The sequence below is a fragment of the Pseudomonas sp. EU05-FHT14B02 genome (assembly GCF_058791055.1).
Genome location: NZ_JBYTDD010000034.1, coordinates 75,884 through 88,921 on the forward strand (window position 1 = coordinate 75,884; position 13,038 = coordinate 88,921).

The 13,038-nt window shown below is 61.0% G+C and carries 11 protein-coding genes; 4 read left to right on the forward strand and 7 right to left on the reverse strand.

Annotation, left to right across the window (positions count from 1 at the left end; translation table 11 throughout):
- Positions 1-151: 151 nt before the first annotated feature.
- The 7 genes from AC3WTM_RS25690 to AC3WTM_RS25720 form a co-directional block, all read right to left on the reverse strand.
- Positions 152-901, reverse strand: a complete 750-nt coding sequence (locus AC3WTM_RS25690) for an AraC family transcriptional regulator (protein ID WP_102671573.1) — start codon at positions 899-901, stop codon at positions 152-154.
- Positions 902-975: 74 nt separating this feature from the next.
- Positions 976-2,232 carry an NAD(P)/FAD-dependent oxidoreductase gene (locus tag AC3WTM_RS25695; protein WP_102671574.1) on the reverse strand — a complete coding sequence of 419 codons (1,257 nt, stop codon included), beginning with the start codon at positions 2,230-2,232 and terminating at the stop codon, positions 976-978.
- Positions 2,229-2,465 carry a 2Fe-2S iron-sulfur cluster-binding protein gene (locus AC3WTM_RS25700; RefSeq protein ID WP_007994312.1) on the reverse strand — a complete coding sequence of 79 codons (237 nt, stop codon included), beginning with the start codon at positions 2,463-2,465 and terminating at the stop codon, positions 2,229-2,231. The genes AC3WTM_RS25695 and AC3WTM_RS25700 overlap by 4 nt, the downstream gene beginning before the upstream one ends.
- Positions 2,458-3,573: an NAD(P)/FAD-dependent oxidoreductase gene (locus tag AC3WTM_RS25705; protein ID WP_102671575.1), complete on the reverse strand. Its 1,116-nt coding sequence runs from the start codon at positions 3,571-3,573 to the stop codon at positions 2,458-2,460. The genes AC3WTM_RS25700 and AC3WTM_RS25705 overlap by 8 nt, the downstream gene beginning before the upstream one ends.
- A complete protein-coding gene (locus AC3WTM_RS25710; RefSeq protein ID WP_102671576.1) occupies positions 3,570-4,502 on the reverse strand; it encodes a 4-hydroxyproline epimerase in 933 nt (310 codons plus the stop codon). The genes AC3WTM_RS25705 and AC3WTM_RS25710 overlap by 4 nt, the downstream gene beginning before the upstream one ends.
- 114 nt (positions 4,503-4,616) lie before the next feature.
- Entirely contained in the window at positions 4,617-5,288 is a 672-nt protein-coding gene (locus AC3WTM_RS25715) for a GntR family transcriptional regulator (RefSeq protein ID WP_236709744.1), read from the reverse strand.
- A 162-nt stretch (positions 5,289-5,450) separates the two neighbouring features.
- A complete protein-coding gene (locus AC3WTM_RS25720; RefSeq protein ID WP_095942189.1) occupies positions 5,451-6,365 on the reverse strand; it encodes a LysR family transcriptional regulator in 915 nt (304 codons plus the stop codon).
- 270 nt (positions 6,366-6,635) lie between these two features.
- On the opposite strand from AC3WTM_RS25720, the gene AC3WTM_RS25725 reads away from it, so the two are divergent.
- The 4 genes from AC3WTM_RS25725 (at position 6,636) to pgm (ending at position 12,897) form a co-directional block, all read left to right on the forward strand.
- On the forward strand, positions 6,636-7,658 hold the full coding sequence (locus AC3WTM_RS25725) for a zinc-dependent alcohol dehydrogenase family protein (RefSeq protein ID WP_102671577.1): 1,023 nt from the start codon (positions 6,636-6,638) through the stop codon (positions 7,656-7,658).
- Between the two features lie 548 nt (positions 7,659-8,206).
- Positions 8,207-9,697 (forward strand): hypothetical protein, encoded by a 1,491-nt coding sequence (locus tag AC3WTM_RS25730; RefSeq protein ID WP_102671578.1) that lies wholly within the window; start codon positions 8,207-8,209, stop codon positions 9,695-9,697.
- 40 nt (positions 9,698-9,737) lie between these two features.
- The gene (locus AC3WTM_RS25735; RefSeq protein ID WP_102671579.1) at positions 9,738-11,138 is read left to right on the forward strand and encodes an aminotransferase-like domain-containing protein; all 1,401 of its coding nucleotides are present in this window, start codon (positions 9,738-9,740) and stop codon (positions 11,136-11,138) included.
- Between the two features lie 112 nt (positions 11,139-11,250).
- On the forward strand, positions 11,251-12,897 hold the full coding sequence (gene pgm / locus AC3WTM_RS25740) for a phosphoglucomutase (alpha-D-glucose-1,6-bisphosphate-dependent) (RefSeq protein ID WP_102671580.1): 1,647 nt from the start codon (positions 11,251-11,253) through the stop codon (positions 12,895-12,897).
- The last annotated feature ends 141 nt before the right edge of the window (positions 12,898-13,038 follow it).

Here is a 13,038-nt window from a genome sequence, read left to right on the forward strand (position 1 = left end):
TAGGCACGGTGACGCCAAGGTATCGGGGGCAGGTGTTACATATGGGAGCAGCGGTAGCGCGGACGCCCCTTTAAGGAACACTGACAGGCGTTTTAATCGCGGGTGTACGCGGTTGGCGCAGGAGCTGGCGTAGCCTGCGATCTTTTGATCTTCAGCGCTGGTTATCGCGATACTGACTCGGCGACAAACTGGTCAGTGCCCGAAACTGCCGGCTGAAGGCACTGTGGTCGGTGTAACCGCAGCGCAAGGCTATCTCGGTAATCGGCAACTCGGTGTGCAGTAACAACCGCGAACCTTCTTCCAGGCGCGCCTTGTGAATCATTTGCCGTGGGGTGAGCTGGAACACCCGTTTGCAGTGCCGCTCCAATTGCGCCACGGAATAGCCAGCGATGGCGGTCAGTTCGGCGAGGCTGATGGAGCGGGCGAAGTGGCGGCGGATATGGGCATCCACGGCGGCGAGTTTCTGGAACGCCGGATGGTTCGATTGCGGCGATTGCAGGTCGCGGGAGATACCGGCCAGGCCCACGATTCGACCTTGTTCATCCTTCAAGGCGAGTTTGTGGGTCAGGCACCAGATCGGCTGATTGCCATAATACAAATGCAGCTCCAGCTGATCGGCCAATTCGCGACCGCTGGACAGCACTCGCCGATCCTGCTCGGTGTACAGCGGACCGAAGCGTTCCGGAAAGACCATTTCGGCGGTGCGCCCCAGCAGCTCGTCCCTGTGTTTGAAACCACAACGGCGGGCCAAGGTCTGGTTGACGAAGGCGTAGCGGGCCTCGCCGTCCTTGATGAAAAACACCACGTCCGACAGGGTATCGAGCAACGGCGCGATGGGCTGAAGACTGTTCAGCAGCGTCGGCAGATCGCAAGGTTTAAAGGTAGTGAGCGAGGGATACATGGCGCTGGGGGTCTGAGGGTGACCCCCGGGATCATAGAGACTCGGCAGCGTGGCCGAAACCCCTGGCGTGGTCATCACGCTGGCGGGGTATCGTCTAGGGACATCAAGGTTTCGATCCGGGCCGGGCTGAAGGGTGGGCGCGGAGCCGAGGGCTGCCAACCAAACAAATGCTGCACTGCGCCGCCACACACCCGCCCCTGGCAGGCGCCCATGCCGCAGCGACTGGCGAGTTTGGCTTCGCGCCAGTCAGAGTGACCGGTCAATGCCGCGTAGGGCACGTCTTCGCAGCGGCAAACCAGGGTGTCGGGTCGGGCCAGGGACTTGAGTCGCGGGTCGAGGGCGAACGCGCTGTTCAGCGCCTTGGCGAACCCCTGCCAGCGCGCCCGTCGCGGCCACAAATGCCTGGCTGCTTCCAGATTGCCGACCGCAGCGTGGCCGGCAATCGCACCTTCCACCAAGGCCAGCTCACTGCCGCCGAACCCTGTGCATTCGCCCGCCGCATAATGATCGGCGCGGTTGCTGGCCTGCCAGGCATCCACCGCGATGGCTTGATCTTCGATGGCGCAACCCAGTGCCTGACCCAACTGGATATTCGGAATCAACCCGAAACCACAGGCCAGCCGATCACATTCCAGCTCGACGATGTTGCCTTGTTGTTGCAGGCGCACGCCTTCCACTCGGTCGGTACCAAGAGCCGCCAATACGTGGGTGGCGGTGCGGTAGTGGTGGTCGAACAGGCTGAACGATTGCAGCCATTTGCCGGGCCAGCGCGGCAGTTGCGCGGCGAAGCCGGCGACGGCGCTGCGGCTGGCTTGTTCGGCGATGCGTTGCACTTGCGCGCCATGCTGTTTGGCGGTGGCGGCACTGGCCAGTAACAGCGGGCCGCTGCCGGCGATCACCACGCGCTCGTTCTGCACTGGCAAACCGGCCTTGATCAGCGCCTGCAAACCACCCGCACCGGTGACTCCCGGCAGGGTCCAGCCGGGAAAGGGCAGCAGCAATTCACGGGCGCCGGTGCACAGAATCAGTTTGTCGTAGCTGATCAACCAGCCATGGTCGTCATCTTCCACCAGCAGTTGTTTCGCGCCGGGGGCGGCGATCACCCGAGTACCGGCGTGATGGCGGATGTTGTTGCATGACGCCAGACACTCGCGCAGGCGCCGGGCCTGACCGGGCACGTTGGCTTGAGGTCCGTCGCGCCAGATTTGCCCGCCCGGCAGCGGGTTGTCGTCGAGCATGACAATGCGGGCGCCGCTGGGGGCGGCGGCAAGGGCGGCGCTCATCCCGGCAGGGCCAGCGCCAATGATCAACAGATCAGCGTACTCATTCATGGGCGAGTCTCCACCTGCATGCCGTCACGGCACAGGGTCTGGCAAGCCAGGCGACGCCGGCCATCGATGGTCACCCGGCATTCCTGACAAATGCCCATGCCGCATAGCGGCGCACGGCGCTGACCGCTGACCGAGGTGCGCGTGCAGCCGTCACTGGCCAACGCCAGGGCAGCGGCGACGCTGGTGCCTTCGGCGACTTTCAGTGCGTGGCCGTCCAGCAACAATTCAGGCATAGACCGGTTCTCCGAGAAACCGCTGGGGCAGATAAGGTTGTGCGGCCAGTGGCGGGGTTTCATTGAACAGTTGCGCCACCAGTAAATCGGCGGTGCCGGGGGCGGTGGTTACCCCCAGTCCTTCGTGACCGACTGCCAGCCACAAGCCTTGACGTTGTGGATGTTGGCCCACCAGCGGCAAGCCGTCGGGGCTGGCGGCGCGCAAACCCGTCCAGGCACGGATGCCATTGAGCCGGGCCAGCCCCGGCATGTACTCGGCGGCACGCTTGAGCATTTTCGCGAGCATCCAGCCTTCGACCTGCGGGTCGGTGGTGCCGAATTGTCGCGAGGCGCCGATGAACAGTTGCCCGGTGGGCCGTGGCTGGATATTGCATGCGGTCGACGGCCCCGTGGCGTTGTGGGCACTGGTGACGTAACCCAGTTCCACCAGCGTATGGGTGACGCTGCCGGGGTAGCGGTCAGTGATCAGCAAGTGGCCTTTTTTCGGTTCGATGGGCAATTCCGGGCACAGCTCGTTGGCTTGGATTCCGTTGGCCAACACGATGGCATCGGCACTCAACCAGTGACCATCATCGAGGCAGAGGCGGTTGCCATCGACCGCACTGACCCGTGCCCGGCGCTGGCGGATGTTCGGTGTTTCGAGCATCCATCCGGCCGTCGCCGGGGCGTATAGAATGCCGTCGCCATTGATCAGCAAGCCGCCTTCCAGGCCTTCGCTCAGTTCCGGTTCGCGCTGGCGCAGGGCACTGGCGCCGATCAGTTCGCAAGCCACGCCCTGGGCTTGCAGGTTCAGGAATTTGCTGTGGGCCACCGCCATTTCTTCGGCATTCGCCGCCAGCCACAGCGTGCCGTTGCAGCGGTAGGCACAGCTGTCGGGCAGGTCCGCGCCCAGTTCGCGCCAGCGCTGCAACGAATATTGACTCAGGGCCAGTTCGGCGGGGTTGTCGTCGAGTACCAGCAAGTGTCCCATGCCGGCGGCCGTGGCGCCGTGCAGGCCGGCGTCCAGCACCAACACCTGCAAGCCGCGACGGGCCAACGCCTGGGCACAGGCGGCGCCGATAATGCCGGCGCCGATCACGATCACATCGGCCACCTGGCCCTCGTTCATGGACGAATGCCCCAAGCGAACGGGTCGTCCTGTTCGATGATCAGGCTCGCTTCGGCACTGATGAACGCGCGACCACGAATGGTCGGCACGATGCGCTCACCCTGCAGTTCGTAGGAACCCTCGAACTCGCTGCCGATGACGCTGGCCTGGCGCCAGATCTGCCCCGGTTGCAACTTGTCGTCGGCGGCCAGGCAGGCCAGTTTGGCACTGGTGCCGGTGCCGCAGGGCGAACGGTCATAGGCTTTTCCGGGGCAGAGCACGAAGTTGCGGCTGTCGGCGTGATCGTCATCGGCGAACAACTCAACGTGATCGATCAAGCCGCCGTCCTCACCGCGAATGCCTTGGGCTTCCAGTGCCTGCTGCACAGCGAAGGTGTAAGCGGTCAGCGCTTCGAGGTTGTCGCCGGCCACCCGCAGGCTATGCTCGGCGACCAGGAAAAACCAGTTGCCGCCCCAGGCGATATCACCGACCACTTGGCCTATGCCCGGCACCTGCACCGCCAGCGCCTTGCGATAACGGTAGGCCGGCACGTTGCGCACACTCACCGAATGGTCTTCGTGCAGGGTTGCCTGCACCGTGCCCACCGGCGTTTCGATGCTGTGCACGCCGGGGCCGATCTTGCCCAGGTGCGCTAACGACGCCACCAGGCCGATGGTGCCGTGGCCGCACATGCCCAGATAACCGGTGTTGTTGAAGAAAATCACCCCGGCACAGGCACCAGGGTCCACCGGCGTGCAGAGCAGGGCGCCCACCAGTACGTCACTGCCCCGTGGTTCCAGCACACAGGCGGCGCGCCATGGATCATGCTGTTCGGCTAATACCTTGCGCCGTTCGGCCATGCTGCCAGTGCCCAGGTCAGGAAAGCCGGCGGTCACCAGGCGGGTCGGTTCGCCGCCGGTGTGGGAGTCGATCACTGAGATGCGTTTCATGGGAGGGCCACGTCCATTCGGTTGAGTGAACGCAAGAGTGGCCCGTACGGCGGGGTGTCGGCTTGATGGATTTAGTCTGTGTCGATGACGAAATCGGCACAGCATCCGTCGCTGTCAGTGACTGTGGGGCAGGTGCTCGAACAGGGTCGTGCAGACGCCGGCAATGTGCTCGTCCAGAAGCTTCACCGCCAGGTCCACATCCCCGGCACGGCAGGCCGCCAGGATCTCGCGGTGTTCGTGATCGGCGCGCTCCTTACCGGCCGACAAGCTCATCTGCATGCGTAGATAACGCTCCAGCTTGTCGTTGACCGAACGGATCAGGCTCACCAGAAACGGTCGCTGCGCCGGTTCGTACAGACAGGAATGCAGCTCCCAGTTGAGCTCGGCCCAGCGCCCCACGTCGTCCTCGCCGACAAACTCCTGACAGATGCGCTCGGCACGGGCGAAGGTCTCTTCGGTCATGTTCGGAATGGCCAGGCGCAGAATCTTGTCCTCCAGCAACATCCGCACTTCGAACATCTGCGCCAGTTCCGCATCGGAAACCCGCGTGACCATCGCCCCGCGATTGCGCTGGAACATCACCAATCCTTCGGCCTCCAGCCGCTTGAGGGCTTCGCGCACCGGGATCTTGCTGACATTGAACTGGCGGGCGATGTCGTCCTGGCGGATCGGCTCATCCTCGGCAAAATGCCCGGCGACAATCGCATCCCGCAGATGGCGGGTGATGATTTCCGAAGTCGAAGGCGTGTTACCAAGGTCGGGTGCGTTGAGTTTGGGTAGGTTCACGGCGGCGGTCATTTGGAGTGAGATAGCGCTAGGGTATACGAAATTCTTTTGCTGATCTTCCCCGGTTCGACGTCGATGCACCCGATGTCGGTCATGCAACCCGCTACAACAAAACGGGCGCCTTTCAAGGCGCCCGTTTTCATTCAAGCCTGCGCCGCCTTCTCAGAGGCTATCCGGATCCCCGAAGAACATCTGAATCCGCGAACGCAACCAACGCTCCCCCGGATCATTATCCTGGGACCCACGCCAAGCCATGTGCAACTCGAAACTGCGCACCGGCAACGGCGGGTCTTCAGCCCGCACACCGCCAGCGGCAGTCAGCGCGTCGGCCGTGTAGTCCGGCACCGTCGCCACGATGTCGGTGCCTGCGAGCAGGGTACTCAACCCGTTGAACTGCGGAACGGCGAGCACCACATGCCGTTTGCGCCCGAGCTTTTCCAGCTCTTCATCGATGAAGCCGCTGAGGTCGCCAGCGAACGACACCAGTGCATGGGGGCGAGCGCAGTAATCATCCAGGCTCAACGGCCCCGGCACGGTGTCGGCGCGCAACAGCTTCGGTTGGCTGCGACGCAGTACCTTGCGTTTGGCGTTGGCCGGCAGGTCGGTGGTGTAACTGACACCGATGGATATCTCACCGGATGCCAGCAATCCCGGCATCAGGATGTAGTTGACCCGACGTACCACCAACACAATCCCCGGCGATTCGGCACGCAGGCGCTTGAGCAGCATTGGCAGCAAGGCGAACTCGACGTCGTCCGAAAGGCCGATGCGGAACACGGCGGTACTTGTGGCAGGATCGAACTCGGCCGCACGGCTGACGGCGGTGGAAATCGAATCCAGTGCCGGCGAGAGCAGGGCGAAGATCTCGACCGCTCTGGCGGACGGCTCCATGCTGCGACCGGTACGCACAAATAAAGGATCATCGAACAGGCCGCGCAGGCGCGAGAGCGCTGCGCTGATGGCTGGCTGGCCGAGGAACAGTTTTTCCGCAGCGCGGGTCACGCTGCGTTCGTGCATCAATGTTTCGAAAACGATCAACAGGTTCAGGTCGACACGACGCAGGTCATTACGATTCATCTGGAGTCCTGGCAGAGTCAGCAAGCTTGACGTGGGCGGCCATATGAGAACAATGGCCAGCAGGAATATTACGGGGAAAGACTGGTACTCTGCACCGGGTAATTCAGTTTTTCCTACATAGGCTGCTTCGGTTTCTTACGACATTTGACGATGTTGCCGCCGCTGCGGAATCAATGACAGGCATGTCGACTATTAATAGCCACAGATAGTGTTGGGTTGAAAGCCCGGCTAGAGTTCATGGCATTAGAGGTTTATTTGGCGAGGTTTGCGATGTCCCGCACGATACGTTTTCACAAGTTTGGTCCAGCCGAGGTGCTCAAATGCGAAGAGCATGCGACGGCTCTGCCTGCACCGGGCGAAGTGCAGGTACGCGTCGAGGCGATCGGCATCAGTTGGTATGACACTCTCTGGCGTCAGAACCTGGCCCCGTCCCATGCCCGACTGCCTTCAGGCCTTGGCCAGGAGATGGCCGGTATCGTCACCGCTGTCGGTGATGGCGTCGATGACCTGGAGGTTGGTGACAAGGTCGCCAGCTTTCCGGCCCAAAGCCCGAACGACTACCCGGTCTACGGCGAGCAGATTGTTCTGCCGCGCTCGGCAGTCACCCGTTATCCGGATGTGCTTAGCCCGATTGAAGCGAGCGTGCACTACACACCGTTGTTGATTGCCTATTTCGCCTATGCCGATCTGGCACGGGTCAAGCCCGGGCAATTTGCTCTGGTGACTGACGCGAGTCATTGCGCCGGACCTTCGTTCGTACAACTGGGCAAAGCCTTGGGTGTTCGAGTGATCGCCGTGACCAAGACCGCGGAGGAACGTGAATACCTGCTGTCGCTGGGTGCCGAGAAAGTGATCGTCACCGAGGAAGAAGATCTGCTGATGCGGATCAACAAAATCACCGATAACCGTGGCGTAGATGTGGTGTTCGATGGTTTGGGCGGTCCGCAGATGTCGATGCTGGGCGATGTGCTGGCACCTCGCGGCAGCCTGGTGCTGTACGGCCTGCAAGGTGGCAACCAGACACCTTTCCCGGCCTGCGCAGCGTTCCAGAAGAACATTCAGTTCTTCGTGCACTGCATCGGCAATTTCACGGGCAAGCCGGAACTGGGCATCACCCAGGACCAGGCCGCACTGCAACGTGCCTTGCGCGACATCAATCAGCTGACCGCCGACCGCGTTCTGCTGCCGCTCAAGACTCGGGTCTTCCCGTTTGCCGAGTTTGTCGAAGCGCACCGCTACATGGACGAATGCCCGTGTCGCGAAAGGGTCGCGCTGCAGGTCGAGCCCGCGTAGCACTTACAGTCCTCCCAAGAGTCCGTGCCTGCACGGACTCTTTCGTTTGAGCCCCCCGAAAGCCGTCGATCCGCAGGCCGGTCCAGCAACTGAACTGGTTTTTGCCCGTAATCTGTAGCTTCTAATCAGCCACTAAGCCCTGATAATTGAATGATTACTTTCATCTCAAGGAATGAGTCATGGCCGGGTGTCAGGCTGAAACTTTTCAATGTGCGCCATCGGTGCAAATCTCCAAATTAGTTGGCCGTTGGCTAGTTGCCAAAAAGACAGCTGCAACTTCCTTCCTTGTTTCTTGTATTAAGTGTCTGTGGGACTTTGTCGGATATTTCCTAGGACTCCGGTTTCAAATCAGCAAACCCTTACCAGCAGGGCGTTCCAGCCTCACCTTTGTCGTTAAGTCGAGGGGGTGTTGCGATCATTTCAAATGATTTCAAGAAAAATCAAGTGTTAGCATTTGGCAATAAAGTCCATGACTCCATTCGCGCCGACAGTCCAACGGGATTTGCTGTCTGCACGATATTGAACTTACGAGTATCAGGTAAATAAAGATGACCAGCATCCATGACCAAGCGATGAACTATGTCTATCAACAAGTGCTGCAGCGATTGCTGGGTTTTTTCTCCCGTGCCGAACGCACTGCATTGCAATTGTTGATTCAGCGCCTGGCAATAGCAGCGGGGGGCATGGAGCACATTGGCGATTACAAGGTGCTGGCGATCCAGTCCGGGACTCGAGACAACTGCTACACCCTGGCTTTGTTGCGTGCTGCACAGTTGACCATCGCCACGCGGACGCCGGCGACATTCCAGTTGCGCATCGCCTCGTTACGGTTGAACGGCACAAGCGGCGCGGCCGTGGAAAACATGCACCGGACCAACAGCGCATTGTTTGTCTATGACGATCCCCGGGTCGAAGTGCTGATGGTCGATGATCGGGAAGTGTTGCCGTTCAACCACCTGACGCCTATCTCCGACGCCGGCCGCGAGTCCAGCCGCCTGAATCTGCTGCTGATCGGCCATCGCCGGGAGTGGCGCGGCGGGTTTGACCTTTGGGATGACGGTTATCTGGCCACGGGAGAGTTCTACGGACAAATCGCTCGCTGGGACGGCGGTGTCGACGCCTTGCTCATCAGTGACACGCCGCGTCAGCAAAAGCAGTTCATCGACGGCTTGAGGCGCGCCGCCACCAAGGCAGGGCTCAGGCCTTCGCCTGCGGGCGAACCGGGTTATGTGGGGTTGTTTGCATTGCTCGATGAACTGGGCAGCGACTGTTATCACGGGTTCTACGCCGATTACGGCCAGGCCCGTTGGCGTCCGCAAGAGCGCTTCGAAACCTGCCGTCGTGCGGGCTGCATCGACATTCACGACCTGCTGGTCAGCAACCTGGAAGAGCGCTGGCCATTGTTGACTGAGTTTCTCGGCTTCCAGCCTGACGAACTGTCCGCGCAGATCAGCGACAACGAATTCGTCAGCCCGTCGATCACGGCGCACGTCCGAGGGCTGCATGCGTGCTTCGTGCAGAATCGCAATTACGAATCCGGTGTTGCGCAATACCTGCAACGGGCCTTGGTGATGATGCGCCGCAAGCGCTTGCCCGAGCGATTGTGCGAGCAGGCCATTGAGGTCTTCGGCAATCCGGCGACACGGGCCGAATTGCGCGGCCGAGCGGCGGCCGAGGCACAAAAGAATCTGGGTCTGAGCGAAGCACAACTGGTGTGCCTGCTGTTTGCGCCCTTTACCGAAAAAGGCGCAGGGCTCGAGCGTTTTCTGCGTCAGTGCCATCCGGGCATGCTGGTGGCCATGCCCGAGTTGCACAAGGCCATGCAGGGGCACCCGGTCGCCGAACAGATCATGCAATGGATGATTGATGTCAGCGGATTGCCCGTCAGTCTGATTGGCCAGCTTTACCGTATGGAATGGACGCCCGCAGACGATGGCGGGGCGGCTGAAACAATCATCCAAAGGGGGGCGTCGCAAAGTACTGCGGGCGATCCTGACGCCAGCATCACGCTGGTGGATGAATGGTCAGCGGGTCACTGAACGTGGGCGGATTTTCAGTCAATGCAAATGGCCTTCGCCGATGAAAGGTCCACGAGAAACGGATTTTGCCTATCAAGCGGTTTATCGATACCTGGTCAGCCTGATCAACGAGTCTGAAGGCGACTCGCGCATCCGCCTGCCGTCGCTGCGCCACCTGGCTGAGCGTCTGAACGTGTCGATCTCGACCATTCAGTACGCCTATTCGCTGCTGGAGAAAGAAGGGCGGGTCTATTCGGTGGCCAAGTCCGGTTACTACGCATTGCCAGTGTCCGCAATCAACCTGCAGGACAGCGGCAGCGACTTGCTGGAAGCCGTCTACGTCAATGCCAGGCGCCCGGGGATGCTGGTCCTGAGCGCCGATGAACCGGCGTTATTGCAGCCACTGGACAGCCCGTTGTTGCTGTTGGAGCGGGAGTTGCTGCGCCAGTATCCCCGCCAGCCGCAGTCGCCTTCGCAACCCTGCGGCGAACTGGAATTGCGCGCCGCCCTGGCAGCACGCTACACCACGTCTCCCATGCGTTACTGGCACGCCGATGATGTCTACATCGGCGCCGACCTACGCGGTGTACTGGAAATCCTGATCGCCGTGTTGGGCTTGAAAGACGCAACGGTGGTGGTCGAATCGCCGTGCGACTGGACGATCCTGCGCTTGTTTCAAGCCGCCTGCGTGCGGGTGATCGAGTTGCCCGTGCAAGCCGATGCCTGTCTGGATCCGGAGCGTCTTAGAATGCTGCTCGATACCGAACCGGTAAGGCTGGTGATGCTGTCATCGGCCCTGAACATGCCACGTGGCAGCCTGGCGCCTGACCACAACAGGCAGGCCATTGCCCGGCTATTGGCCGCACATGACAGCTGGGTGCTGGAAAACGACTGTTATGGCGAACTCGGATTCGACCTGGGCACCCTGCGCTTTCGAGACTTGCTGGACCCTGAACGGCTGATGGTGTTTTCCACGTTCGAGAAAATCATCGGGCCTGAAGCGCCCTACGGTTTTCTGCTTTCAAGGCATTTGAGCGCCGAGTTGCAACGGCACTTTCTGCTGCGGTCCTTCCGACTTTCGCCGATTCGCCAGAAAGCCATTGCCCGTTTGTATAGCAGCGGTCGTATTGATCAACACCTGCTGGTGCTGCGACGGCTGCTCAATGACCGCAAGAATCAAATGACCCTGTTGTTGCAGGAGCGATTGGGTGATGCCTTGCATTTCGTCGACCCGCAAGGGGGTGCAACGATCTGGATGCGCTCGTTGCGTCGGGTCAATGTCCGTCGTGTGTTCCAGCGCCTGCTGGCGCATCAGGTGGTCATCGCACCTGGCGAGTTGTTCAGCCTCCACGGTCTGCACGGACAGCATCTGCGCTTGAGCCATACCTTCGGTGGCGATCACAATCTGGCGGCCGCGCTGGGATTGCTGGGGGATGCGCTGCGCCTGGAATCAGTCGAGTGAGTGAGACAAAAAATAACAACCTCCACTGTGCGGATCGATCCCATCGCCTTGCGGTCAAACTGCCAGTAAACTGCGACCCAATTCCTGAACCACTCTATTCCAGAGGTTTTGCATGACACTCAGTCCTTTTGCGGGTAAACCGGCACCGGCACAATTGTTGGTCGACATCCCGCGACTGGTAACGGCCTATTACACCGGCCAGCCTGATGCCGCGATTTCAACCCAGCGCGTTGCCTTCGGCACGTCGGGACACCGTGGCAGCTCGTTCGACTTGAGTTTCAATGAATGGCACGTGCTGGCGATCAGCCAGGCGATTTGCCTGTACCGCGAAGCTCAAGGCATCGATGGCCCGCTGTTTGTCGGTATCGACACCCACGCGCTGTCCACGCCGGCCGGCGCCAGTGCCCTCGAAGTATTGGCAGCCAATGGCGTGACCGTGATGATCGCCGAAGGTGACGAGTACACGCCGACACCGGCCATTTCCCATGCGATTCTCTGCTACAACCGTGGACGCACCACTGGCCTGGCGGACGGCATTGTCATCACGCCGTCCCACAACCCGCCGCAAAGCGGCGGCTACAAGTACAACCCAACCAACGGCGGTCCGGCCGATACCCACATCACCAAGTGGATCGAAGCCAAGGCCAACGAACTGCTGGCCAACAAGCTCGCTGGCGTGAAGCGCATCAGCTACGAGCAGGCACTGAAGGCCAGCACTACTCATCGTCACGATTACCTCAACACCTATGTCGCCGACCTGATCAACGTGATCGACTTCGACGCCATCCGCGATGCCAAGCTGCGCCTGGGTGTCGATCCACTGGGTGGAGCAGGGGTGCGTTACTGGTCGGCGATTGCCGAGCATTACCGGCTGGACCTGGATGTGGTGAACAAAGAGGTCGACCCGACCTTCCGCTTCATGACCGTCGACTGGGACGGCCAGATCCGCATGGACCCATCGTCCAGCCACGCCATGCAAGGCCTGATCGGCCTGAAAGAGCGCTTCGACGTGGCGTTTGCCTGCGATCCGGACCACGACCGCCATGGCATCGTCACGCCGTCCGGTGGCTTGTTGGCACCGAACAATTACCTCGCCGTGTCCATCGACTACCTGTTCCAGAATCGTCCGCAATGGCGCGCCGATGCCGCCGTGGGTAAAACCGTGGTTAGCAGCGGCTTGATCGATCGCGTGGCCAAGCGTCTGGGACGTCGCCTGTACGAAGTGCCGGTGGGTTTCAAATGGTTTGCCGACGGCCTGTTCGATGGCTCTCTGGGTTTCGGCGGCGAAGAAAGCGCCGGTGCCTCGTTCCTGCGCAAGGACGGCGGTGTCTGGAGCACCGACAAGGACGGTTTGATTCCGGCCCTGCTGGCCGCCGAGATGACGGCCCGGACTGGTCGCGACCCGAGTCAGGCGTATCGCGCCTTGACCGATGAACTGGGCGAGCCGTTCTCGGTACGGGTCGACGCCAAGGCCAATCCGGAGCAGAAGGCGCTGCTGAGCAAGCTGTCGCCGCAACAGGTCACCTCGACTCAACTGGCCGGCGAGCCGATCCAGAGCATCCTCAGCCACGCACCGGGCAATGACCAGGCCATTGGCGGTCTCAAAGTCATGACCGAGAACGGCTGGTTTGCGGCGCGTCCGTCGGGCACGGAAGACATCTACAAGATCTACGCCGAAAGCTTTGTCAGCGACGACCACCTCAAGCAACTGGTGGCCGAGGCGCAAACGCTGGTGGATGGTGCCATTTCCGCGAAATAAACCCACGACCCTGTGGGTGCGAGCTTGCTCGCTCCCACAGGAGGTCGCTGCAGCCACAAAAAAAGGGTTCTTCACGGAATCCTGGGAAACACAGAAACAAGAACGCCGATTTGTTTGATGATGTTCGTGCGAGCAAACACA